Genomic DNA, 22,861 nt, shown 5'->3' with positions numbered 1-22,861 from the left:
GGCAGCTCCTACAGGGGGACGGCGTCAACCGCGGGGGTGGTGTTTGGCGTGCAAATCCTGCAAACGCGCCCGCGCAACGTGAGTGTAGATTTGGGTAGTCGACAGATCGCTGTGGCCGAGCAGCATTTGCACCACCCGCAAATCGGCGCCGTGGTTGAGCAAATGCGTAGCGAAGGCATGGCGCAATGTATGCGGTGACAGCGATTTGCCGATGCCGGCGACCTTGGCCTGGTGCTTGATCCGGTGCCAGAACGTCTGGCGGGTCATCTGCTCGCCGCGCTGACTGGGGAACAACACATCGCTGGGCCGCCCGCCCAGCAGCTCGCCACGACCGTCGCGCAAATAACGCTCGACCCAGACGATCGCCTCCTCGCCCATCGGCACCAGCCGCTCCTTGCTGCCCTTGCCCATCACGCGCAGCACACCCTGGCGCAGATTGACCTGCTCCAGCGTCAGGCTGATCAGCTCCGTCACCCGCAGACCGCAGGCGTAAAGCACTTCGAGCATGGCGCGGTCGCGCTGGCCGATGGCTTCGCTCAGATCCGGTGCTTTCAGCAGCGCTTCCACATCAGCTTCCGACAAGGACTTGGGCAACGGCCTGCCCAGTTGCGGCATATCGATGCGCAACGTCGGATCGACAGCGATCAGCTTTTCCCGCAGCAGATAGCGATAGAAGCCGCGCACGCCAGAGAGAAATCTGGCCGTTGAACGGGGCTTGTAGTTTTGCTCCAGGCGCCAGGCCAGGTGATCGAGGATCAATTCGCGCCCGGCGTTGAGCAGCTCCAGGCCTTTTTCCTGCAGCCAGCCATTGAACAGGGCCAGATCGCTTCGATAGGCATCGCGGGTGTTATCGGAAAGACCTTTCTCAAGCCACAGCGCGTCGAGAAACTGGTCAATCAAGGGATGATCGATGGCAGGCATAAAGACTCAGGCAAGGCCGACAGTACGGCCAGGGAAGATAAATCGCAGGCAACAAAAAAGCAGCCCGTAGGCTGCTTTTTTCTGCATCGGAAGCTGGACTTAAGCCAGTTTTTCCTTGATGCGAGCTGCTTTACCCGACAGGTCGCGCAGGTAGTACAGCTTGGCTTTACGTACGTCACCGCGACGCTTGACAGCCATGCTGTCGATTTGCGGGGAGTAGGTCTGGAAAGTACGCTCTACGCCAACACCGTTGGAGATCTTGCGCACGGTGAATGCACTGTTTACGCCGCGGTTACGCTTGGCGATTACAACGCCTTCGAACGCTTGCAGACGCGAACGGTCGCCTTCCTTCACTTTCACCTGAACGACAATGGTGTCGCCCGGGGCAAAGGTAGGGATCTCTTTGGTCATCTGCTCTGCTTCGAGTGCAAGGATGATTTTGTTAGTCATGCTGTGCTCCTAAGGTAAATCGTCGGATCTACCATCGATACGTTGTTAACTATCGTCCCGCTCGCGGATGTATTCCTCGAGCAGCTTCTTCTCTTCTCCAGAAAGCGAGCGGCTTTCCAGAAGATCGGCGCGTCGTTCATAGGTCCGACCAAGGGACTGCTGTAAACGCCAACGCCGGATGTGCGCGTGATTGCCACTTAGCAATACGTCGGGAACACGCTGATCCGCATACACCTCCGGTCGGGTGTAGTGCGGGCAATCCAGCAAACCATCCGTAAAGGAATCTTCCTCGGCGGAGTCCGCATGCCCTAAAGCTCCAGGCAGCAGTCGTGTAACCGCATCGATCAGGACCATCGCCGGCAGCTCGCCGCCAGACAGTACATAGTCACCAATCGACCACTCTTCATCGACATGAGCATCAATAAAACGCTCGTCAATGCCTTCATAGCGGCCGGCAATCAGGATCAATGCATCCAGATTCGCCAACTCGCGTACCGCCGACTGAGTCAGTTGACGGCCTTGGGGCGACAGGTAAATCACCTTCGCACCCTCCCCGGCGACTGCCTTGGCCTGAACCAGAGCATCTTCCAGGGGCTTGATCTTCATCACCATGCCCGGACCACCGCCAAAAGGGCGATCATCCACAGTGTGATGTCGATCCGTCGTGTAGTCTCGCGGATTCCAACAGGTGAGCTGCAACAGCCCCTGTTTCACCGCCCGACTGGTGATGCCGTACTCGCTGATGGCGGAGAACATCTCGGGAAACAAACTGATCACTTCTACGCGCAAGTTAGCCACGCTTAGAAGTCCGCATCCCAATCCACCTTCATCTCGCCTGCGACCAGGTCGACGGCCAACACGCATTGCTCGGTATAGGGCAACAGGCGTTCGCGATCATCCAGGCTGCCAGCGCAAGGCTTGACCACCATTACATCGTTCGAGCCGGTCTCCAGCAGGTGATCGATCTTCCCGAACAGTTGCCCGAGGGTGTCGATGACCTTGAGACCTTCCAGCTGGTACCAGTAGTACTCGCCGTCGGTCAGTTCAGGGAACAGGTTGCGCGGCACGCAGATCTCATAACCGGCCAGAAGACGAGCTTCTTCACGATCATCGAGACCCTTGAGCTTTGCGACCAGGAACTTGTCGTTCCCGCGTCCGCTGACCAGCTCTACCTGCTTTACATTGCCGTCACGCTTGAGCGTCCAGGTTTTGTATTCCAGCAGGTTCTTGATCGGATCAGTAAAGGAATACACCTTCACTTCGCCGCGAACGCCGTGAACCGAATAAATCTTGCCGATAACGATCAAATCATCAGCAACAGCTGGCGTCGCGTTCATATTGCTCAGGCCGCAGCCTTGGCAGATTCCTTCAACAACTGAGCAACGCGCTCAGAAGGTTGTGCACCAACGCTCAGCCAGTAGGCTACGCGCTCTTGGTTCACGGACAGACGAACTTCCTGGCCACGAGCAACAGGGTTGAAGAAACCAACCTGTTCCTTGTGCGAACCGTCGCGCGGGTTGCGGCTGTCGGTTACGGTCAGGTGGTAAAACGGGCGCTTTTTGGAGCCGCCAAGGGCAAGACGGATTGTTAGCATGTGAACATCGTTCCTGTAGTCGGTGCTGCAAATCTAAAGGCACAGCGGGCATAGGTGCCCGAAAGGCCGCATATTCTAAGGAATATCCGGACTTTTGCAAATGACTTTTTCCGGCGGCCTATCGGACGCCATCCAGATTTGCTATAGAGCCGTCGTTTAAAACGGCCAGTCAGCTCCCGCCAAGTGCGGGTTTGCTGTAGATCCCGCGTCCTTGCGGGTCTGCGCCGGTGCGATGACCGGCGCGGATTCTTTACATCTTGGGCATGCCGCCGCCGGGCAACATACCGCCCATGCCGCGCATCATCTTGGCCATTCCGCCTTTCGCGGAGAATTTCTTCATCATCTTCTGCATTTGCTTGTGCTGCTTGATCAAGCGGCCGATGTCCTGCACCTGGGTGCCGGAGCCCATGGCGATACGACGTTTGCGCGAACCGCTGATCATCTCAGGGTCACGGCGCTCGGCCGGCGTCATGGAATTGATGATGGCTTCCATCTGTTTGAATTGCTTCTCTGCCGCGCCCTGGGCGTTGCCCATCTGCGCCAGGTTCACGCCACCCATGTTCGGCAGCTTGTCCATGAGGCCGCCGAGGCCGCCCATGTTCTTCATCTGTTGCAGCTGGTCACGGAAGTCTTCGAGGTCGAAACCCTTGCCCTTCTTCAGCTTCTTGGCCAGCTTGTCGGCCTTGTCCTTGTCGAGGGTCGCTTCCGCCTGCTCGATCAGGCTGAGCACGTCGCCCATGCCGAGGATGCGCGAGGCAATACGCTCAGGGTGGAACGGGTCGAGCGCTTCGCTCTTCTCGCCCATACCGATGAACTTGATCGGCTTGCCGGTGATGGCGCGCACCGACAGGGCGGCACCGCCACGGGCATCGCCGTCGACCTTGGTCAGGATCACACCGGTCAGTGGCAGCGCGTCGCCAAAGGCCTTGGCCGTGTTGGCGGCGTCCTGGCCGGTCATGGCGTCGACCACGAACAGGGTCTCGACCGGGTTGATAGCGGCATGCAGCGCCTTGATCTCGCCCATCATCTCTTCATCGATGTGCAGGCGACCGGCGGTATCGACGATGACCACGTCGATGAACTTGAGTTTTGCTTCTTTAATAGCTGCCTGGGCGATCTCGACCGGCTTCTGGCTCAGGTCGGACGGGAAGAAGGTCACACCCACTTCACCGGCGAGCATTTCCAGCTGCTTGATCGCCGCCGGACGATAAACGTCCGCGGACACGACCATGACCGACTTCTTCTTGCGCTCTTTAAGGAAGCGCGCCAGCTTGCCGGCGGTGGTGGTCTTACCCGCGCCCTGCAGACCGGCCATCAGGATGACCGCTGGCGGCACGGCGCTCAGGTTCAAATCTTCGTTGGCCGCGCCCATCAGGCTTTCGAGTTCGGCCTGGACGATCTTCACGAAGGCCTGGCCCGGCGTCAGGCTGCGCGACACCTCGGTGCCGACAGCGCGTTCCTTGACCGAATTGACGAAGTCTTTCACCACCGGCAAGGCGACGTCGGCTTCGAGCAACGCCATGCGCACTTCGCGCAGGGTGTCTTTGATGTTGTCCTCGGTCAGCTTGGCCTTGCCGGTGACATGGCGCAGCGTCTGCGAGAGACGGTCGGTTAAGTTTTCAAACATTGCGCGATCCTTTCAGGCCCTGTGTAGACCGGGATAATGGCGGCCCAGACCGGACTAAACGTGTGCTCGGCGAGCCTGCGGCGTGGGCAGGTCGCGGATTATAGCGAAGACTGCGTCTGGCGGACACCTCGCACTTTCGTGTCGCGTGGGTTCTATGCCAAACTCAGCGCCTTTCGGGCTTGCCTAACAGGACTTATGCTCCCCTTGTCACCCAGTTTGCTTACTACCCTCGCCGCCGCCTGCTTGTATGCCGCTGCGACTTTCTATCAAGGCACTCGCCTGGCCACCGGCGCCAAGGCCAACAAGCGCCTGCTGGTTACGCTCGGCGTGCTGGCGGTGCTGGCCCACAGCGCCAGCCTGGTGACCCACCTGCTGACCCCGATTGGCCTGGGCCTGGACTTTTTCAGTGCCGCCAGCCTGATTGCCGCCGCGGTCATCGCCCTGACGCTGCTGGCCTGCTCACGAATACCGGTGGAGAACCTGCTGGTCCTGCTGTTCCCCCTGGGCGCCTTGACCGCGCTACTGGCGCAGTTCGCCCCGGCCGGCACCGTGCAGATCATCGACGAAGCGCCAGGCATTCTCGCCCACATCCTGTTGTCGATCCTCGCCTACGGCATGTTCACCATCGCGGTGTTCCAGTCGTTGCTGCTGCTGGTCCAGGATCACCAGCTCAAGCACAAGCACCCGTCCGGGCTGATCAAGAACTTCCCGCCGCTGCAAACCATGGAAAGCCTGCTGTTCGGCTTCCTCTGGGCCGGCTGGACGCTGCTGTCGCTGTCGCTGATCTCCGGCTGGCTGTTTGTCGATAACCTGTTCGCCCAGCACCTGGTGCACAAGACCTTGCTGGCCTGCCTGGCCTGGATCGTCTTCAGCGTGCTGCTGTGGGGCCGTAACCGCCTTGGCTGGCGCGGCCACAAGGCCATCCGCTGGACCCTGGCCGGTTTCTGCCTGCTGATGCTGGCGTATTTCGGCAGCAAGCTGGTTCGCGAATACATCCTGCACATCTGACGGGCGGCAATAATGGACGACTTGCCCATAGGGCCGATGCTTGCAGTAGTGGCCTTGCTGATTTTATGGTCAGGGCTGTTCACTGCCATAGAAGCGGCGCAGCAGCATTTGCTGGCCCAGCGCAACGCCTCGCGCGCCAGCGACAAACCGCTGGCCCGGTTGAGCTTTCCCCTCGTCAGCCTGATTTTCTGCAATACCCTGTGCCGCGCCCTGGTGATGGTCATCTGTACCTTGCTGGCGATTTTCACCTGGGCCGAAAACGGCCCGTGGCTGGCCTGTCTCGGCGCGGGCGCGCTGCTGTTGATCCTCGCCGACTACCTGCCCCGCGCCCTCGCTGTCCGTCATCCGGACGCGATCCTGGCACTGGGCAACAACCTGCTGGCCATACCACTGAAGCTCATCTACCCGGCGGCCTGGCTGCTCAATGCCATCAGCCAGTTGCTGATGCGCCCGTTCGCCCGCAAGGCCAATGTCGTGCAACAGAGCGAAGACGAGCCGGCGCTGGAGCGCCACGACCATCACGAGCAAGCCGCCAGCCGCCCGCACCCGCTGCCGGGCATCCATGCGCTGGACAACATCACGGTCAACGACATTCTGGTACCGCGCAGCGAGGTCGAAGGGATCAACCTCGACGACCCGATCGAAGACATCATCGAGCAACTGCGCCACAACCAGCGCACGCGTCTGCCGGTGTTCCACAGCGACATCAATCAGGTCGAGGCGGTGCTCAATACCCGGCAAATCGGCCATTTGCTCCCCGACGGCAGCCTGACCCTGGACGCGCTGCTGGCGGCCTGTCGCGAACCGTATTTCGTTCCTGAAAGCACCCCGCTGCAACTGCAACTGCTGAACTTCCACAAGCAGCAGCGGCGCCTGGGCATGGTGGTCGACGAATACGGCGAGGTTCTGGGCATCGTTACCCTGGAAGACATTCTCGAAGAAATCGTCGGGGAATTCGAAAGCCAGCAAAGCCTGGACAACCCGCATATCCATCCCCAGGCCGATGGCCGCCTGGTGATCGACGGCGCCGCCTCGATCCGCGAGCTGAACAAGAGCCTCGGCTGGCACCTGCCCAGCGACGGCCCGAAAACCCTGAACGGGCTGGTGACAGAAGCATTGGAAACTATCCCGGACTGCCCTGTGTGCTTGAAAATCGGTCGTTATCGGCTGGAAATTCTTGAGACTGAGGACAATCGAGTGACTCGGGTGTTGATCTGGCATATCAACCCGGCTCCCGCTGCTCTACCCACCCTCTAGATTGTTAAAAGATCGCAGCCTTCGGCAGCTCCTACATTGGAACGCGCTCTCCTGGAGGAGCTGCCGAAGGCTGCGATCTTTTTGCACTTGTTGAATCGTTAGCCACCTTCCTATAATCGAGTCGCTTACCCAAGCCTCGCCGCCCCGTGCTTACCCCGCACACCGCAAGTTCCGGCCTGACCACCAGAAACGTCCGCTACACACCGACGCCCGTTCCTACCTGGAACAGCGACCGCGCCTCCACCCACATCCCTGGGTAATCGACCATAATAATTCGCTCCACTGGGGCCCATGACTGTCAGGGATAACCGCATGACGACCAGCACAACCTATAACGACTCCACCCCCGCGCAACCGGTGAACTCCGCCAGCCGCGTGGCCACGGCGAGTTTCATCGGCACGGCCATCGAGTTCTACGACTTCTACGTCTATGCCACCGCCGCCGCGCTGGTGATTGGCCCTGTGTTCTTCCCACAGACCTCCGGCACGGCCCAGATGCTCTCGGCCTTCCTCACGTTCGGCATCGCATTCCTTGCACGCCCCCTGGGGTCGGCCTTGTTCGGGCACTTTGGCGACCGCATCGGGCGCAAATCGACCCTGGTCGCCTCCTTGTTGCTGATGGGCGTGTGCACCACGCTGATCGGGGTACTTCCGGGTTACGACAGCATCGGGGCCTGGGCGCCGATCCTGCTGTGTGTATTGCGCTTCGGCCAGGGCCTGGGGCTGGGCGGCGAATGGGGCGGAGCTGCCTTGCTCGCCACCGAGAATGCGCCCAAGGGCAAGCGCGCCTGGTTCGGCATGTTCCCGCAACTGGGCCCCTCCATCGGCTTTCTTGCGGCCAACGGCCTGTTCCTGACCCTGGCCATGGGCCTGGACGATGAACAGTTCCGCGCCTGGGGCTGGCGGATTCCCTTCCTGCTCAGCGCCGCGCTGGTGATGGTTGGTCTGTATGTGCGCCTAAAACTCCACGAAACACCGGTGTTCGCCAACGCCATGGCGCGCCAGGAACGGGTGAAGATCCCGCTGGTGGAGCTGTTCAGCCAATACTGGATGCCAGTGCTGCTGGGCGCCGGCTCGATGGTGGTGTGCTATGCGCTGTTCTACATCTCGACCGTGTTCTCGCTGAGTTACGGCGTGGCGACGCTCGGCTACACCCGTGAAACCTTCCTCGGCCTGCTGTGTTTCGCGGTGTTGTTCATGGCCGCGGCCACACCACTGTCAGCCCTGGCCAGCGACCGTTACGGGCGTAAACCGGTGCTGATCATCGGGGGTGTGCTGGCGGTCTTGTCCGGTTTCCTGATGGAACCGCTGCTGACCCAGGGTTCGACCTGGGGCGTGGCGCTGTTCCTGTGCATCGAGCTGTTCCTGATGGGCGTGACCTTTGCGCCCATGGGTGCGCTGCTGCCAGAACTGTTTCCGACCCACGTGCGTTATACCGGCGCATCGGCGGCCTACAACCTGGGCGGGATCGTCGGGGCCTCGGCCGCACCGTTCTTCGCGCAGAAACTGGTAGCGATGGGCGGATTGAGTTATGTCGGCGGGTACGTGTCGGGGGCGGCGGTGCTCAGCCTGATTGCCGTGCTGTGCCTGAAGGAGACGCGTAATAACGACTTGAATCGGGTTGCCTGATAGTCAGTCATCGCCAGCAGGCTGGCTCCCACATGGAAATGCATTCCTTCTGACAGAATGCGATCAGTGTGGGAGCTAGCCCGCTGGCTCCTACATGGAAATGCATGCCTTCTGGCAGAATGCGATCAGTGTGGGAGCCAGCCCGCTGGCTCCTACATGGAAATGCATGCCTTCTGGCAGAATGCGATCAGTGTGGGAGCCAGCCTGCTGGCGATTGCCGCGCCGCGGTTTACAGCTCTACTACAACAGCCTGGGATGCACGGGTCGCCTTGGCACGAGCCGCTTCGATCGACTCGTCACGAGCCAATGCAACCCCCATCCGGCGCTGGCCATTCACTTCAGGCTTGCCGAACAGGCGCAACGCCGTATCCGGCTCGCTCAATGCCGCGCCCAGATTGGCGAAAGCAGTCTGGGTCGACTGCCCTTCCACCAGGATCACCGCCGAGGCCGATGGCCCGAACTGGCGGATCAACGGAATCGGCAGGCCCAGAATCGCCCGTGCATGCAGGGCGAACTGCGACAGGTCCTGGGAGATCAACGTGACCAGGCCAGTGTCGTGCGGACGCGGCGACACTTCGCTGAACCACACCTGATCACCCTTGATGAACAGCTCGACGCCAAACAGGCCACGGCCACCCAGGGCCTCGGTCACGGCCTTGGCCACGCGCTCGGATTCAGCCAGGGCCACCGGGCTCATGGCCTGAGGCTGCCAGCTTTCCTGGTAGTCGCCCTTCTCCTGGCGATGGCCGACCGGCGCGCAGAAGGTGGTACCGCCGACGTGACGCACGGTCAGCAGGGTGATTTCATAATCGAAATCGATAAAACCTTCGACGATCACCCGGCCTTTGCCAGCACGCCCGCCTTCCTGGGCGTAGTCCCAGGCCGTCTTCACGTCATCGACGCTGCGCAGCAGGCTCTGGCCCTTGCCCGAAGAACTCATGACCGGCTTGACCACGCACGGGAAACCGAGATCCTCGACGGCCTTGCTGTAGTCCTCGAAGGTGTCGGCGAAGTGGTAAGGCGAGGTCGGCAGGTCCAGCTCTTCGGCGGCCAGGCGACGGATGCCTTCGCGGTTCATGGTCAGCTGTGCGGCACGCGCGGTCGGGATGACGGTGAAGCCTTCGGCCTCCAGTTCCACCAGGGTGGCGGTGGCAATGGCTTCGATTTCCGGCACGATGAAGTGCGGCTTTTCGGCTTCGATCACCGCGCGCAGGGCCGCGCCATCGAGCATGTTGATCACGTGGCTGCGATGCGCCACCTGCATGGCCGGTGCATTGGCGTAGCGATCCACGGCAATCACTTCAACGCCCAGGCGTTGCAGCTCGATCACCACTTCCTTGCCCAGTTCGCCACAGCCACACATCAATACGCGGGTCGCGGTGGGCGACAATGGAGTTCCGATACGGGTCATCTCAAGTCCTCAAGAAGCGGATCATCGAGGGATGCGGCGCCTGGCGCGCTTCCCATGGGGAGAAAGCGCGGCATTTTACATGAACCGCAGGGTTTGGCTCAGCTGACGAGCGCCTGTTTGCGCAAGCGCCAGGCCATGATCAGCCAGACGGCCGTGACGCCGGCGAACTTCGAACCCAGGGCGGTGAGAATCACACCGGGGGTCAGCGCGTCGATCATGCCGAAGAAGATAAAGGTATCGAGCGGGATGCTCAGGGCCGAACTTATCCACAGGCGGTCGTGCAACGGACGACGGGTGATACTGAACACCAGCCAGTCGATGCACTCCGATACCGCGAACGCCGTGGCGCTGGCCAGGGCGATGGAGGGATCGGAGGTGATGTAGGACAGCACCAGCGCCGCCAGCATTGCCGCAATCGCGCCGTGCCCGAAGCGGGTTTGCACCATGTCGCGCAACACGAACACCAGGCCACCCCACGCCGACCAGATGATGTCCAGGTGCGGGGCGGTGGAGAAGGCGTAGTTGGTCAGCACGACGCTGCCGATGTAGGCGATCAGGAAGAACATGGGGGGCACCTGTCAATTTGGCGCACAGGGTACTGTAGGAGCGAGCTTGCTCGCGATAGTCGTTAACGATAATGCGGGGAATCTGATTCCCCGCGGTGGTCTTGAGTCCATCGCGAGCAAGCTCGCTCCTACAATGGCCACACCTCAGTTGCCAGGTGTCTTGCCAATCATCCACACCAACCCACTGGACTTGGCCCGTTCATGGCACAACCCCAACACCTTGCGCCGTTCTTCGTTGTCCATCCGGCTCCAGCGGGTGATCTCTTCCACCGTGCGCTGGCACCCCGTGCAGATGTCATCGTCGTCCAGCGCGCAAATGTTCACGCAGGGCGATGGCACTGGTCGTTCGGTCGTGGTCATTCTTCCTGCTCAGCCAGGTCGCGGGCATAACGTTGCGAGTTGTGCACGTAGTGAGCGGCGCTGGCTTCCAGCATCTTCTTCTGCGCCTCGGTCAGTTCGCGCACCACCTTGCCGGGTGAGCCCATGACCAGCGAACCGTCGGGAATCTCCTTGCCTTCACCGATCAATGAATTGGCGCCGATGATGCAGTTCTTGCCGATTTTCGCGCCATTGAGGATCACCGCATTAATGCCGATCAGGCTGTAGTCACCCACGGTGCAGCCGTGCAGCATGGCGTTGTGGCCGATGGTCACGCCGGTACCGATGGTCAGCGGGTAGCCCATGTCGGTATGCATCACAGTGCCGTCCTGGACGTTGCTGTTCTTGCCGATCAGGATCAGTTCGTTGTCGCCCCGCAGCACGGCGTTGAACCAGACGTTGGCGCCCTCTTCCAGTTTGACCTTGCCCACCAGCACGGCATTGGGAGCGACCCAGCTCTCTGGGTGGGTCTCGACACGGGCGTCGCCCAGGCGGTATTTCATCGTGTTGTCCTCAAGGCTCAGGCAGCGGCGTGTTCAGGCCATTCGAATGATGGCTTCAGGTATTGATAAAGCTTTTAGGCGGCGAGTGCAGGCTGATTTTCGCGTCATAGAGCAGATTGATCAACTCGACGATCATGATTGCCGTCAAACCCCAGATCTTGAATTCGCCGTAGCGGTAACTCGGTACGTACCAACTGTGGCCCTGGTAGTCGATGCGATGGGTGTGCTCGCGCGGGTCCTCGCGGAAGAACTCCAGGGGCACACTGAACACGGCGGCGATCTCGGCATCGTTGGCGCGGTATTGGACGAAGTCCGGAATTACCCCGACATAAGGCGTGACCTTGATGCCATGCAGGGAAATCAACGGGCTCAGCGGGCCGATCACTTCGACCAGTCCCGGTGGCAAGCCGATCTCTTCCTCGGCTTCGCGCAGGGCGGTAAAAACAAGGTCGGGGTCTTCGGGGTCGCGTCGACCACCGGGGAAAGCGACTTCGCCACCATGGGTCGACAGCCCGCTGGCGCGCAGGGTCAACACCAGCTCCGGCTCGTCACTGCGGGTAATCGGCACCAGGACGGCGGCCTCGGGGAAACGTCGGTCAGTCTCCAGCGTGCGCGGTGTGTGGTGACTTACCCGATGCAGTAGCTCGTCCAGCATGAGTGTTCTCGATCAGTGCCTTACCCTGCATCATGCACTAATCGCTTAGGTCGCCCAACCCCCCGGACAGTGGCATGTCGCGAAACGACAACTTGCCGACAGCCACCGCCGCACGCCAAGATAGGCGCAGCATTCAGGAACCCAAGCATGAAATTTTGCAGTCAGTGCGGCAACCCGGTGACCCAGCGCATTCCCGAAGGCGATTCACGCCTGCGTTTTGTCTGCGACAGCTGTCACACCATCCATTACCAGAACCCCAACATCGTCGCCGGTTGCGTGGCGACCTGGGGCACCCAGGTGCTGTTGTGCCGCCGCGCCATCGAGCCGCGCCGGGGTTACTGGACCCTGCCCGCCGGTTTCATGGAAAACGGCGAGACCATCGAGCAGGCGGCCATTCGCGAGACCGCCGAGGAAGCCTGCGCGCGGGTGCGCAACCTGAGCATCTATACGCTGATCGACGTGCCGCATATCAGCCAGGTGCATGTGTTCTTCCGCGCCGAGCTTGCGGACCTGGATTTTGCTGCCGGTCCCGAGAGCCTGGAAGTGCAACTATTCGACGAAGCCGACATTCCTTGGGACGAGCTGGCTTTCCGCACGGTTGGCCGTACCTTAGAATGCTTCTTCGCTGACCGGCGGACCGAGGTCTACCCCGTGCGGTCCGAATCGATCCCGCCGCTGGCCCAGCCTGTCATCAGTTGATGTCATCTTGATATCATCGTTAGGCGCGCACAGATCGTCCGAACTCGGCCGAACCCTCGGCAGCGCCTGCAAAAACACCTATAAATAGATATATAGTCGCGACACCTCCTGGGGAATCGTTTCAATGCGCTGGTTGCTTGCCCTGTTCTTCTTGTCGTTCGTCACGGTGTCCCAGGCTACTGCCATGGAGCCCATGAACGGCAAGGTCATCGAGAAAATCCTGGTTCTCAAGTCTGCCCATCAATTGCAATTGATCAACGACGGCAAGCCATTCAAGACCTATCGCATTTCCCTGGGCAAAAGGCCCCAGGGACCGAAACTGATGGAAGGCGACAAACGCACGCCCGAAGGTTTCTACTGGATCGACTGGCGCAAGGTCAGCGACCGCTTCAACCTGGCCATGCACATCTCCTATCCGAACATCAGCGATTCCGCCCGCTCACGACGCGAAGGCGTCGATCCCGGCGGCATGATCATGATTCACGGCACCCCGGACACCGAAGAAAACCCCGAGCACCTGTTCCACACCCTGGACTGGACCGACGGTTGCATCGCCATGCGCAACATGGACATGCGCGAGATCTGGAACCTGGTGCCGGACGGCACGATGATCGAGATTCGCCCCTGACATCCCGCAGAAGCGTTCCCATGCCGTGGGAACGCTGTCCGTTCTGATCGACGCGCCATGCCTGCAACGGGCAAATGGCCAGGACCTGTCCAGATCCTGAACGCTCCCCGAATATCCCCTCCCCCATTGAAACCACCCAAGGCCTGCCCCATCTAAGACCCATACCCCATTGCGCAGGTGCCCCATGAGCGACCAGCAAGCCTTCCCCGAAGACCCCAGCGAATACGCCGACCCGGAAAACACCGAACACCACACCACCGGCAAGGGCCTGGCCCTGCCCGGCCAGAACCTGCCGGACAAGGTCTACATCATTCCGATTCACAATCGCCCCTTCTTCCCGGCGCAGGTCCTGCCGGTCATCGTCAATGAAGAACCCTGGGCTGAAACCCTCGACCTGGTCGCCAAATCCGATCATCACTCCCTGGCCCTGTTCTACATGGACACCCCCCAGGAAGATCCGCGCCATTTCGATACCTCGGCCCTGCCGCTGTACGGCACCCTGGTCAAGGTGCACCACGCCAGTCGCGAAAACGGCAAACTGCAATTTGTTGCCCAGGGCCTGACCCGTGTGCGCCTCAAGACCTGGCTCAAGCACCATCGCCCGCCTTACCTGGTGGAAGTCGAATACCCTCACCAGCCCACCGAGCCGACCGACGAGGTCAAGGCCTACGGCATGGCGCTGATCAATGCGATCAAGGAACTGCTGCCGCTCAACCCGCTGTACAGCGAAGAGCTGAAGAACTACCTCAACCGCTTCAGCCCCAACGATCCATCCCCACTCACCGACTTCGCCGCTGCCCTGACTTCGGCAACCGGCAGCGAACTGCAGGAAGTGCTCGACTGCGTGCCCATGCTCAAGCGCATGGAAAAAGTCCTGCCGATGCTGCGCAAGGAAGTCGAGGTCGCGCGCCTGCAGAAAGAGATTTCCGCCGAAGTGAATCGCAAGATCGGCGAGCATCAGCGCGAGTTCTTCCTCAAGGAACAACTCAAGGTCATCCAGCAGGAGCTGGGCCTGACCAAGGACGACCGCAGCGCTGACCTCGAACAGTTCGAACAGCGACTGGTGGGCAAGGTCCTGCCAGCGCAGGTGCAGAAACGCCTCGAAGAAGAAATGAACAAGCTGTCGATCCTCGAAACCGGCTCGCCGGAATATGCGGTCACCCGCAATTACATCGACTGGGCGACCTCGGTGCCGTGGGGCGTATACGGCGAGGACAAGCTCGACCTCAAGCACGCGCGCAAGGTGCTGGACAACCACCACGCCGGCCTCGACGACATCAAGGACCGCATCCTCGAGTTTCTCGCGGTCGGTGCCTACAAGGGCGAAATCAGCGGTTCCATCGTGCTGCTGGTGGGGCCGCCGGGCGTGGGCAAGACCAGCGTCGGCAAATCCATCGCCGAATCCCTCGGCCGACCGTTCTACCGCTTCAGCGTGGGCGGCATGCGCGACGAGGCCGAGATCAAGGGCCATCGCCGCACGTACATCGGCGCACAACCGGGCAAACTGGTGCAGGCGCTCAAAGACGTCGAAGTGATGAACCCGGTGATCATGCTCGACGAAATCGACAAGATGGGCCAAAGCTATCAGGGTGATCCGGCCTCGGCGCTGTTGGAAACCCTGGACCCTGAGCAGAACGTCGAATTCCTCGACCACTACCTCGATCTGCGCATGGACCTGTCGAAAGTGCTGTTCGTCTGCACCGCCAACACCCTGGATTCGATTCCCGGCCCCTTGCTGGACCGGATGGAAGTGATCCGCCTGTCGGGTTACATCACCGAAGAAAAAGTCGCCATCGCCAAGCGTCACCTGTGGCCGAAACAGCTTGAGAAGGCCGGCGTATCGAAAGGCAGCCTGAGCATCAGCGACAACGCCCTCAAGGCGCTGATCGACGGTTATGCCCGTGAAGCAGGGGTCCGTCAGCTGGAAAAAAACCTCGGCAAACTGGTGCGCAAAGCCGTGGTGAAGCTGCTCGAAGATCCGCAAGCAACAATCAAGATTGGCCCGAAAGACCTCGAATCGTCCCTGGGCAAACCGGTGTTCCGTAACGAGCAAGTGCTTTCCGGCACCGGCGTGATCACTGGCCTGGCCTGGACCAGCATGGGTGGCGCCACCCTGCCGATCGAAGCGACGCGCATCCACACGCTCAACCGCGGCTTCAAACTCACCGGGCAACTGGGTGAAGTGATGAAGGAATCGGCGGAAATTGCCTACAGCTACGTCAGCTCCAACCTCAAGTCGTTTGGCGGTGACCCGAAATTCTTCGACGAAGCGTTCGTCCACCTGCACGTCCCGGAAGGCGCCACGCCGAAAGACGGCCCGAGCGCCGGTGTGACCATGGCCAGCGCCCTGCTGTCCCTGGCCCGCAACCAGCCACCGAAAAAAGGCGTGGCCATGACCGGCGAACTGACGCTGACCGGGCATGTACTGCCGATTGGCGGGGTGCGTGAGAAGGTGATTGCGGCGCGGCGGCAGAAGATTTTCGAGCTGATATTGCCGGAGGCGAACCGGGGTAATTTCGAGGAGTTGCCGGAGTATCTGAAGGAGGGCATTACCGTGCATTTCGCCAAGCGGTTTGCGGATGTGGCGAAGGTGCTTTTCTGATGTTGCTGTAGCGACTGCGCTACCGCTATCGCTGGCAAGCCAGCTCCTACAGTGGCCGGCGGTGCTCACTAAAGCTGTGTCCACCGCAAAACCCTGTAGGAGCTGGCTCGCCAGCGATGGCGTCAGCCCTGCCACCGCTACCTTCGGCGACTGTCACAATTTGTCTCATCTCGGTTATGCTCGCCGTTCGTCGTGAACGCCGGAGCCACCAAACCTATGTCCCCCACTCGCCTGTTAATCCCCCTCGCACTCGCCTTGCTGGCCGCCTGCGCCACGCAACCTGCGCACAACGTGACTGTGGAAAAACAAAGCGAATGCCCGGTAAAACTCACCAGCGGGCAAAACCTGATCCTGACCCTGCCGAGCAATCCGACCACGGGTTATCGCTGGTCCATCCAGGATTCTGCCGGTGGCGTGCTGCACGCGCTTAGCCCCGAGGTCTACAGCAACCCGGAAGATGCCGGCGTCGTTGGCGCTGCCGGTGTGTCGACCTGGCGGTTCCAGGCGTTCGCCACTGGCACGGGACGTTTACGCTTGACCTCGCAACAACCCTGGGCCCCGGAAGTGCTGCCGGCGGATGCCTTCGACTGCGCCATTTCGGTCAACTGACCGTGGGCTGGCTGATTCTGGCTCTGATGGGCGCGGTGACCTTTCTTTATGGCCTGAGCGTTCACGCCTCCCTGCTTTGCCTGCTGGTCAAGCCGCTGCCGGTCCTGGCCCTGCTCGGCTGGCTGCACGACGCACCGCCCAGCGAGTATCGGCGCTGGATCAGCCTTGGCTTGATTTTCTCCCTGGTCGGCGACGTGTTGCTGGCTTGGCCGGGGGATTTGTTCGTGTTCGGCCTTGGGGCGTTTTTGGTCGCGCATCTGGCGTATCTGAAGGCTTACTTGAGTGACTGCAAGCGGCTGGCCCTGTTGCCACTGATGCTGGCCCTCGGCGTTGGCGTGGTGTTGCTGGGAATACTGATCTCTCACGGGCTGGGGCCCTTGCTGATTCCGGTAATCGTCTACGGCCTTGCGATCAGCGCCATGCTCTGGCGTGCGCTGGCCCGACTCGGTACCGATGTGCCCAAGCGTTCGGCACTGCTGGCTGCCGCAGGGGCCGTGGCGTTTGTGTTTTCGGATAGCGTGATTGGCATCAGTCGGTTTGTGGTGCCGTTCGAGGCTGCGGCGTATGTGATCATCCTCAGTTATTGGCTTGGCCAATGGGGTATCACGGCATCGGCGTTCGATCAGAAACCGCGTTGACCCCTTCGCGAGCAAGCCCGCTCCCACATTGAATCTGTGTCGCACACAAAACCACTGTGGGAGCGGGCTTGCTCGCGAAGGCGGTCGGACTGGACACGCAGATTTCAGAACTGCCCCCTTCGGTTTATCAGACAACCCGCGCATCCCCGCGCCAACTTGGCTAAAATGCCGGCCTTTTCCACATCCACCGCCGGAACCGCCGTGAGCAAAGAATCCGATCGCCTATTCGCCCAGCCTTTGGCCCAGGTGCCTGACTTCGCCTTCAACGAGGACGTGGTGCGGGTGTTCCCGGACATGATCAAGCGCTCGGTGCCGGGTTACCCGACCATCGTCGAAAACCTCGGTGTGCTTGCCGCGCAGTTCGCCCAGCCCAACAGTGTGCTCTACGACCTCGGTTCGTCCCTGGGCGCGGTGACCCAGGCGCTGCGTCGCCATGTGCGCACCGAGGGTTGTCGCGTTATCGCTGTGGATAACTCCGCCGCGATGGTCGAGCGGTGCCGTGAATATCTGAACGGCCAGGACTCGATGTTCCAGGAGTTGCTGCCGGTGGAAGTGATCGAAGGCGACATCCTCGCCCTGGAATTCAAACCTGCCTCGGTGGTGGCTTTGAACTTCACCCTGCAATTCATCGCACCAGATCAGCGTACCGCGTTGCTGTCGCGCATCCGCCAATCGCTATTGCCCGGTGGCGCATTGATTCTCTCGGAAAAACTGCGCTTTGAAGACGAGCAGGAGCACGCATTGCTGACCGACCTGCACGTCGCCTTCAAGCGCGCCAACGGCTACAGCGAACTGGAAATCGCCCAGAAGCGCAGCGCCATCGAAAACGTCATGAAGCCCGACAGCCTTGAAGAACACCGCGAACGCCTGTTGGCCGCCGGGTTCTCGAAAGTCGTGCCGTGGTTCCAGTGTCTTAACTTTGCCTCGTTGATTGCCTTGCCATGATAGATCTGTCCCCCCTCGCCCGTCGTCTGGCCGGCACGCCGCTGGCTGATTGGGCCAACACCCTGCAGCAGCAACTCGACAAGAAAATGGAGAAGGGCCACGGCGACCTGGAACGCTGGCAGAGCGCGCTGGACGCCCTACCGAAGATCCAGCCGAGTGAAGTTGATTTGCTCAACGGCTTGAAGCTCGACACCGATTGCGACGATGAAACCCGCGCACAGATGCGCACCGCGCTGATGGGCTTGTCACCATGGCGCAAAGGGCCGTTCGACCTGTTTGGCGTGCACGTCGACACCGAATGGCGCTCGGACTGGAAATGGTCGCGGGTCGCCCCGCACCTGGACCTCAAGGGCAAGCGCATCCTCGATGTCGGCTGCGGCAACGGCTATTACATGTGGCGCATGCTCGGTGCTGGCGCCGACAGCGTGATCGGCGTCGACCCGAACTGGTTGTTCTTCTGCCAGTTCCAGGCGGTTCAACGTTACTTGTCAGAGCCGAATGCCTGGCACCTGCCCTTCCCGTTCGAGGACCTGCCGCCGAACCTCGAAGGGTTCGACACGGTGTTTTCCATGGGCGTGTTCTACCACCGCCGCTCGCCGATCGAGCATTTGCTGGCGCTGAAGGATTGCCTGGTCAAGGGTGGTGAACTGGTGCTGGAAACCCTGGTGGTCGAAGGCGACAAACACCAAGTGCTGGTGCCGGAAGACCGCTACGCGCAGATGCGCAACGTTTGGTTCCTGCCGTCGGTGCCGGCCCTGGAGTTGTGGCTGCGGCGTGCCGGGTTCAGCGATGTGAAATGCGTGGACGTGAGTGTGACCACGGTCGAGGAACAGCGCGGCACCGAGTGGATGAAATATCAGTCGCTGAGTGATTTCCTCGATCCGCAAGATCACAGCAAGACCATTGAAGGGCTGCCGGCGCCGATGCGGGCGGTGATCGTCGCTCGCAAGTAAGCCATTCTCCAGATCAATGGAGATCAAAATGTGGGAGCGGGCTTGCTCGCGAAAGCGGTGTGTCAGACAACAACCATGTCGACTGACACACCCTCTTCGCGAGCAAGCCCGCTCCCACATTAGTTCAGTGTTCAGTCTGAAGGTTTGGCTCTGCGGGCCTTGAAGAACTCACTTAAAACAGCCCCACACTCCTCTGCCAACACCCCACCCTCATACAACACCCGGTGATTCAAAAATCCCTGGGTAAAAAACTGCCCCTGGCTCTGAACAATCCCGGCTTTGGGCTCCAGCGCGCCATACACCACCCGTGCAATCCTTGAATGCACGATCAACCCGGCGCACATGCTGCACGGCTCCAGCGTCACGTACAGCGTGCTGCCCGGCAGGCGATAGTTGCTCACAGCTTGAGCGGCAGCGCGGATCGCCACCATCTCGGCGTGGGCACTGGGATCGCTGCCGCTGATCGGGCAGTTGAAGCCACGGCCGATGATTTCACCGTCCTGCACCAGCACGGCGCCCACCGGCACTTCGCCCAGGGCGGCGCCTTGGGCCGCCAGCGCCAAGGCTTCACGCATGAAGTCGCGGTCACGGCTGCGGTCGATGATGGCGGCGGGACGAATCTGACGCATCACGCCACCTCGATAGCGGCCATCAGGCCGGTTTCCATGTGGTCGATCACATGGCAATGGAACATCCACACGCCAGGATTATCCGCCACCAGCGCCACCTGCGCCCGCTCGTTCTTACCCAGCAGGTAAGTGTCGGTGAAATACGGGATGACCTTGTGCCGGTTCGAGGCAATCACCTTGAAGCTCATGCCGTGCAGGTGAATCGGGTGCTGATACTGAGTCATGTTTTTCAATTCGAAAATGTAGCTCTTGCCCTTCTCGAGCTTGGCGATCGGGCGGTCGGCGCAGGTCTTGTCGGTAATGTCCCAGGCCTTGCCGTTGATCTGCCACAGGCTCGGCGGCCTGCCGTTGTCGACGTTCACCGACACCGAACCGACCCATTCGAAATTGAAGTTGAGTTTCTCGGCATTGGCCAGGTCCGGCTCGGCAATCGGGTTGGCGGGCAGCGCGGGTGGCCATTGGGTCGGCGCGTCGGTATTGGCCACCGAGCGGAACGTGCCCAGGCGTACAGGGCCATTGCGCAACGACAACTCTTCACCGGCCGGCGGCGCCTTGATCGCCAGGCAAATGCGCATGCCGGGGCCCAGCCAGTATTCCTTGCCCAGCGGCCGCGGCTCGATGGGATTGCCATCCAGCGCATAGATCTGCGCTTCGACGCCGGGGATGTTCAGGCGATAGGTCAGGGTGTTGTCGAGGTTGAGCAGGCGCACACGGGTGATCTGTCCGGCGGGCAAGTCGATCACCGCCTGCGGCACACCATTGATGGTCGCCAGGCGCCCCGCCGTACCGCCACGGGCGGCTTCCCGGGGAATGCTGAACTCGACGAAATTGCCGACGTCGTCGACATGCCAGCTTTTCAGGCTCAAGGTCTTTTCGTACTTGAAACCGGTGGGCTCGCGCTCCTCGATGATCAGCGGGCCGACCAGGCCACGACCGAGCTCTTCGCTACTGTTCACATGCGGGTGATACCAGTAGCTGCCGGCATCGGGCACACGGAATTTGTAATCGAAGTACTCCCCCGGCAACACCGGCAACTGCGACACGTAAGGCACGCCGTCCATTTCCAGCGGCAGGCGGATGCCGTGCCAGTGAATCGTGGTGGCAACCGGCAGGTGGTTGATGAATCGCACCCGCAGCCATTCACCCTGGCGCACGCGCAGTTCGGTGCCTGGCGCCGACGGGCCGAACGCCCAGGCCGGGGTCTTGTGCCCGGCCACCAGCTCGACGTCCAGCGGTGCCGCAATCAGTTCATAGTCGTGACCGGCATCCGCGTCAGCCATCTTGCCCAGCCAGTACCGCGACGCGCCCCCCGCACCGACACCAACGACAACAAGACCAGCCAGGCCACCGAGGATTTGGCGACGGGTAAAGGACATGAACTCAACTACCTCACGTTTCAACGACAGGCCCGGGGGCCGCAAAAGGCGAATACGATACACCCGCAGTTGCGAAAGCAACAGCAAAGCGGACGTGACGACGGGCCGCAGGTACGGCCGGCTCCAATGCAAAAAGCCGCGTGAACTCTCGTTCACACGGCTTTTCATCCTGCGATCAACCCTTCAGGGCTGGTGCGGGATCACTCCCACTCAATGGTCGCCGGCGGCTTGCTCGACACGTCGTAGGTGACGCGGGAGATGCCTTCGATTTCATTGATGATACGGCCGGAAACGGTTTCCAGCAGTTCGTAAGGCAGGTGTGCCCAACGCGCGGTCATGAAGTCGATGGTTTCCACGGCACGCAGGGCCACGACCCAGGCGTAACGACGGCCATCGCCCACCACGCCAACCGATTTCACCGGCTGGAACACCACGAACGCCTGGCTGACCTTGTGGTACCAATCGGCCTTGCGCAGTTCTTCGATGAAGATGTGGTCGGCGCGACGCAGCAGGTCGGCGTATTCCTTCTTCACTTCACCGAGGATGCGCACGCCCAGGCCCGGGCCCGGGAACGGGTGACGGTAGACCATGTCGTACGGCAGGCCCAGTTCCAGGCCCAGACGACGGACTTCGTCCTTGAACAGTTCGCGCAGTGGCTCGACCAGCTTCAGGTTCATCTCTTCCGGCAGGCCGCCCACGTTGTGGTGCGACTTGATCACGTGGGCCTTGCCGCTTTTCGCGCCAGCCGACTCGATCACGTCCGGGTAGATGGTGCCCTGGGCCAGGTACTTGATGTTGTCCAGCTTGCAGGATTCGGCATCGAACACGTCGATGAAGGTACGGCCGATGATCTTGCGCTTCTTCTCCGGGTCGGCTTCGCCGGCCAGGTTACCGAGGAACTGCTCTTCGGCGTTGGCGCGGATCACCTTGACGCCCATGTTCTCGGCGAACATGGCCATCACTTGCTCGCCTTCGTGCAGGCGCAGCAGGCCGTTGTCGACGAATACGCAGGTCAGCTGGTCGCCGATGGCCTTGTGCAGCAGCGCGGCAACCACGGACGAGTCCACACCGCCGGACAGGCCGAGCAGGACGTTGTCGGTGCCGACCTGGGCACGAACCTGGGCAATGGCGTCTTCAGCGATCTTCGAAGGGGTCCACAGGGCTTCACACTCGCAGATGTCGAGGATGAAGCGCGACAGGATGCGACCGCCCTGCTTGGTGTGGGTCACTTCCGGGTGGAACTGCACGCCGTAGTAACGACGCTCGTCGCTGAACATGCCGGCGATCGGGCAGCTTGGGGTGCTGGCCAGGATGTGGAAGTCTTCCGGCATGCGGGTAACTTTGTCACCGTGGCTCATCCACACGTCGAGGCCGAACAGGCCGTCGGCGTCGATGTGGTCTTCGATGCCGTCGAGCAGGCGGCTCTTGCCGACCACGTCGACGCGGGCGTAACCGAACTCACGCAGCTCGGAGCCTTCAACCTTGCCGCCCAGTTGCTCGGCCATGGTCTGCATGCCGTAGCAGATACCGAAGACCGGCACGCCCAGGTCGAAAACGGCTTGCGGGCAGCGAGGGCTGTTGGCTTCGTGCACCGACTCTGGGCCACCGGCGAGGATGACGCCTTTAGGAGCGAATTCGCGGATCGCATCTTCGTCCATGTCGAACGGGTGCAGTTCGCAGTACACGCCGATTTCACGCACGCGGCGGGCGATCAGTTGGGTGTACTGGGAACCGAAGTCGAGGATCAGGATGCGGTGGGCGTGAATGTCGAGGGCCATGATTC

Annotated in this window: 24 protein-coding genes; 10 read left to right on the top strand and 14 right to left on the bottom strand. The window is 61.1% G+C overall.

Annotated elements, in window-relative coordinates; translation table 11 throughout:
- Positions 1–24: 24 nt before the first annotated feature.
- From xerD to ffh, 6 genes are all read right to left on the bottom strand, one after another.
- Complete coding sequence (xerD, locus tag ACM6I6_RS08755; protein WP_168757294.1) at positions 25–921, bottom strand: site-specific tyrosine recombinase XerD; 897 nt, start codon at positions 919–921, stop codon at positions 25–27.
- A gap of 99 nt (positions 922–1,020) precedes the next feature.
- A complete protein-coding gene (gene rplS / locus ACM6I6_RS08750; protein WP_003175895.1) occupies positions 1,021–1,371 on the bottom strand; it encodes a 50S ribosomal protein L19 in 351 nt (116 codons plus the stop codon).
- A 45-nt stretch (positions 1,372–1,416) separates the two neighbouring features.
- Entirely contained in the window at positions 1,417–2,169 is a 753-nt protein-coding gene (gene trmD / locus ACM6I6_RS08745; protein WP_046820359.1) for a tRNA (guanosine(37)-N1)-methyltransferase TrmD, read from the bottom strand.
- Positions 2,170–2,171: 2 nt separating this feature from the next.
- Positions 2,172–2,708, bottom strand: coding sequence for a ribosome maturation factor RimM (gene rimM, locus ACM6I6_RS08740; protein WP_046820360.1), 537 nt, complete (start codon positions 2,706–2,708; stop codon positions 2,172–2,174).
- 5 nt (positions 2,709–2,713) lie between these two features.
- Positions 2,714–2,965: a 30S ribosomal protein S16 gene (gene rpsP, locus ACM6I6_RS08735; RefSeq protein WP_003198088.1), complete on the bottom strand. Its 252-nt coding sequence runs from the start codon at positions 2,963–2,965 to the stop codon at positions 2,714–2,716.
- A gap of 250 nt (positions 2,966–3,215) precedes the next feature.
- Entirely contained in the window at positions 3,216–4,592 is a 1,377-nt protein-coding gene (ffh, locus tag ACM6I6_RS08730; protein WP_056726162.1) for a signal recognition particle protein, read from the bottom strand.
- 195 nt (positions 4,593–4,787) lie between these two features.
- Here ffh and ACM6I6_RS08725 point away from each other — a divergent pair, with 195 nt between their 5' ends.
- The 3 genes from ACM6I6_RS08725 to ACM6I6_RS08715 all read left to right on the top strand — a co-directional run bounded on the left by ACM6I6_RS08725 (position 4,788) and on the right by ACM6I6_RS08715 (position 8,486).
- Positions 4,788–5,600, top strand: coding sequence for an inner membrane protein YpjD (locus ACM6I6_RS08725; RefSeq protein WP_274077232.1), 813 nt, complete (start codon positions 4,788–4,790; stop codon positions 5,598–5,600).
- A gap of 12 nt (positions 5,601–5,612) precedes the next feature.
- Positions 5,613–6,857: a transporter associated domain-containing protein gene (locus ACM6I6_RS08720; RefSeq protein ID WP_323605728.1), complete on the top strand. Its 1,245-nt coding sequence runs from the start codon at positions 5,613–5,615 to the stop codon at positions 6,855–6,857.
- Between the two features lie 312 nt (positions 6,858–7,169).
- On the top strand, positions 7,170–8,486 hold the full coding sequence (locus ACM6I6_RS08715) for an MFS transporter (protein ID WP_414919769.1): 1,317 nt from the start codon (positions 7,170–7,172) through the stop codon (positions 8,484–8,486).
- Positions 8,487–8,715: 229 nt separating this feature from the next.
- Here the strand turns inward: ACM6I6_RS08715 and purT are convergent, their stop codons facing one another.
- The 5 genes from purT to ACM6I6_RS08690 form a co-directional block, all read right to left on the bottom strand.
- A complete protein-coding gene (gene purT / locus ACM6I6_RS08710; protein WP_046820365.1) occupies positions 8,716–9,897 on the bottom strand; it encodes a formate-dependent phosphoribosylglycinamide formyltransferase in 1,182 nt (393 codons plus the stop codon).
- A 98-nt stretch (positions 9,898–9,995) separates the two neighbouring features.
- Positions 9,996–10,463, bottom strand: a complete 468-nt coding sequence (locus ACM6I6_RS08705; protein WP_274077236.1) for a preQ0 transporter — start codon at positions 10,461–10,463, stop codon at positions 9,996–9,998.
- A gap of 144 nt (positions 10,464–10,607) precedes the next feature.
- Positions 10,608–10,823: a DUF1289 domain-containing protein gene (locus ACM6I6_RS08700; protein WP_274077237.1), complete on the bottom strand. Its 216-nt coding sequence runs from the start codon at positions 10,821–10,823 to the stop codon at positions 10,608–10,610.
- Positions 10,820–11,344: a gamma carbonic anhydrase family protein gene (locus ACM6I6_RS08695; RefSeq protein ID WP_274077238.1), complete on the bottom strand. Its 525-nt coding sequence runs from the start codon at positions 11,342–11,344 to the stop codon at positions 10,820–10,822. The genes ACM6I6_RS08700 and ACM6I6_RS08695 overlap by 4 nt, the downstream gene beginning before the upstream one ends.
- A 55-nt stretch (positions 11,345–11,399) precedes the next feature.
- Complete coding sequence (locus ACM6I6_RS08690) at positions 11,400–11,999, bottom strand: CoA pyrophosphatase (RefSeq protein ID WP_274077239.1); 600 nt, start codon at positions 11,997–11,999, stop codon at positions 11,400–11,402.
- Positions 12,000–12,146: 147 nt separating this feature from the next.
- Between ACM6I6_RS08690 and ACM6I6_RS08685 the strand changes: the two genes are divergently transcribed.
- From ACM6I6_RS08685 to cmoB, 7 genes are all read left to right on the top strand, one after another.
- A complete protein-coding gene (locus tag ACM6I6_RS08685; protein ID WP_323605726.1) occupies positions 12,147–12,698 on the top strand; it encodes an NUDIX hydrolase in 552 nt (183 codons plus the stop codon).
- 124 nt (positions 12,699–12,822) lie between these two features.
- Positions 12,823–13,326 carry a L,D-transpeptidase family protein gene (locus tag ACM6I6_RS08680; protein ID WP_274077241.1) on the top strand — a complete coding sequence of 168 codons (504 nt, stop codon included), beginning with the start codon at positions 12,823–12,825 and terminating at the stop codon, positions 13,324–13,326.
- A 184-nt stretch (positions 13,327–13,510) separates the two neighbouring features.
- On the top strand, positions 13,511–15,928 hold the full coding sequence (lon, locus tag ACM6I6_RS08675) for an endopeptidase La (protein ID WP_274077242.1): 2,418 nt from the start codon (positions 13,511–13,513) through the stop codon (positions 15,926–15,928).
- A gap of 216 nt (positions 15,929–16,144) precedes the next feature.
- Entirely contained in the window at positions 16,145–16,537 is a 393-nt protein-coding gene (locus ACM6I6_RS08670; protein WP_323605722.1) for a protease inhibitor I42 family protein, read from the top strand.
- A 2-nt stretch (positions 16,538–16,539) separates the two neighbouring features.
- Complete coding sequence (locus tag ACM6I6_RS08665; protein ID WP_323605721.1) at positions 16,540–17,175, top strand: lysoplasmalogenase; 636 nt, start codon at positions 16,540–16,542, stop codon at positions 17,173–17,175.
- 165 nt (positions 17,176–17,340) lie between these two features.
- On the top strand, positions 17,341–18,120 hold the full coding sequence (gene cmoA / locus ACM6I6_RS08660; protein ID WP_274077246.1) for a carboxy-S-adenosyl-L-methionine synthase CmoA: 780 nt from the start codon (positions 17,341–17,343) through the stop codon (positions 18,118–18,120).
- Positions 18,117–19,073 carry a tRNA 5-methoxyuridine(34)/uridine 5-oxyacetic acid(34) synthase CmoB gene (gene cmoB / locus ACM6I6_RS08655; RefSeq protein ID WP_406591650.1) on the top strand — a complete coding sequence of 319 codons (957 nt, stop codon included), beginning with the start codon at positions 18,117–18,119 and terminating at the stop codon, positions 19,071–19,073. Before cmoA ends, cmoB begins: the two co-directional genes overlap by 4 nt.
- A 131-nt stretch (positions 19,074–19,204) precedes the next feature.
- Here the strand turns inward: cmoB and tadA are convergent, their stop codons facing one another.
- The 3 genes from tadA to guaA all read right to left on the bottom strand — a co-directional run bounded on the left by tadA (position 19,205) and on the right by guaA (position 22,856).
- Complete coding sequence (tadA, locus tag ACM6I6_RS08650) at positions 19,205–19,702, bottom strand: tRNA adenosine(34) deaminase TadA (protein ID WP_103394327.1); 498 nt, start codon at positions 19,700–19,702, stop codon at positions 19,205–19,207.
- Positions 19,702–21,078, bottom strand: a complete 1,377-nt coding sequence (locus tag ACM6I6_RS08645) for a multicopper oxidase family protein (protein ID WP_274077249.1) — start codon at positions 21,076–21,078, stop codon at positions 19,702–19,704. Before ACM6I6_RS08645 ends, tadA begins: the two co-directional genes overlap by 1 nt.
- Before the next feature lie 200 nt (positions 21,079–21,278).
- On the bottom strand, positions 21,279–22,856 hold the full coding sequence (gene guaA, locus ACM6I6_RS08640) for a glutamine-hydrolyzing GMP synthase (protein WP_008053207.1): 1,578 nt from the start codon (positions 22,854–22,856) through the stop codon (positions 21,279–21,281).
- Positions 22,857–22,861: the final 5 nt, after the last annotated feature.

It is taken from the genome of Pseudomonas sp. IT-P218, assembly GCF_949767605.1.
Classification (GTDB): Bacteria; Pseudomonadota; Gammaproteobacteria; order Pseudomonadales; family Pseudomonadaceae; genus Aquipseudomonas; species Aquipseudomonas putida_AE.
This window is presented reverse-complemented; position numbering and strand designations above follow the sequence as displayed.

Coding starts and splice junctions, on each gene's coding strand:
- ACM6I6_RS08700 (WP_274077237.1), bottom strand. CDS start 10,823: ATGACCACGACCGAACGACCAGTGCCATCGCCCTGCGTGAACATTTGC.
- rimM (WP_046820360.1), bottom strand. CDS start 2,708: ATGAACGCGACGCCAGCTGTTGCTGATGATTTGATCGTTATCGGCAAG.
- ACM6I6_RS08715 (WP_414919769.1), top strand. CDS start 7,170: ATGACGACCAGCACAACCTATAACGACTCCACCCCCGCGCAACCGGTG.
- ACM6I6_RS08705 (WP_274077236.1), bottom strand. CDS start 10,463: ATGTTCTTCCTGATCGCCTACATCGGCAGCGTCGTGCTGACCAACTAC.
- ffh (WP_056726162.1), bottom strand. CDS start 4,592: ATGTTTGAAAACTTAACCGACCGTCTCTCGCAGACGCTGCGCCATGTC.
- tadA (WP_103394327.1), bottom strand. CDS start 19,702: ATGCGTCAGATTCGTCCCGCCGCCATCATCGACCGCAGCCGTGACCGC.
- lon (WP_274077242.1), top strand. CDS start 13,511: ATGAGCGACCAGCAAGCCTTCCCCGAAGACCCCAGCGAATACGCCGAC.
- rplS (WP_003175895.1), bottom strand. CDS start 1,371: ATGACTAACAAAATCATCCTTGCACTCGAAGCAGAGCAGATGACCAAA.
- ACM6I6_RS08680 (WP_274077241.1), top strand. CDS start 12,823: ATGCGCTGGTTGCTTGCCCTGTTCTTCTTGTCGTTCGTCACGGTGTCC.
- ACM6I6_RS08685 (WP_323605726.1), top strand. CDS start 12,147: ATGAAATTTTGCAGTCAGTGCGGCAACCCGGTGACCCAGCGCATTCCC.
- ACM6I6_RS08725 (WP_274077232.1), top strand. CDS start 4,788: ATGCTCCCCTTGTCACCCAGTTTGCTTACTACCCTCGCCGCCGCCTGC.
- rpsP (WP_003198088.1), bottom strand. CDS start 2,965: ATGCTAACAATCCGTCTTGCCCTTGGCGGCTCCAAAAAGCGCCCGTTT.
- guaA (WP_008053207.1), bottom strand. CDS start 22,856: ATGGCCCTCGACATTCACGCCCACCGCATCCTGATCCTCGACTTCGGT.
- cmoA (WP_274077246.1), top strand. CDS start 17,341: ATGCCGGCCTTTTCCACATCCACCGCCGGAACCGCCGTGAGCAAAGAA.
- ACM6I6_RS08720 (WP_323605728.1), top strand. CDS start 5,613: ATGGACGACTTGCCCATAGGGCCGATGCTTGCAGTAGTGGCCTTGCTG.
- xerD (WP_168757294.1), bottom strand. CDS start 921: ATGCCTGCCATCGATCATCCCTTGATTGACCAGTTTCTCGACGCGCTG.
- ACM6I6_RS08670 (WP_323605722.1), top strand. CDS start 16,145: ATGTCCCCCACTCGCCTGTTAATCCCCCTCGCACTCGCCTTGCTGGCC.
- cmoB (WP_406591650.1), top strand. CDS start 18,117: ATGATAGATCTGTCCCCCCTCGCCCGTCGTCTGGCCGGCACGCCGCTG.
- ACM6I6_RS08690 (WP_274077239.1), bottom strand. CDS start 11,999: ATGCTGGACGAGCTACTGCATCGGGTAAGTCACCACACACCGCGCACG.
- purT (WP_046820365.1), bottom strand. CDS start 9,897: ATGACCCGTATCGGAACTCCATTGTCGCCCACCGCGACCCGCGTATTG.
- ACM6I6_RS08695 (WP_274077238.1), bottom strand. CDS start 11,344: ATGAAATACCGCCTGGGCGACGCCCGTGTCGAGACCCACCCAGAGAGC.
- ACM6I6_RS08645 (WP_274077249.1), bottom strand. CDS start 21,078: ATGTCCTTTACCCGTCGCCAAATCCTCGGTGGCCTGGCTGGTCTTGTT.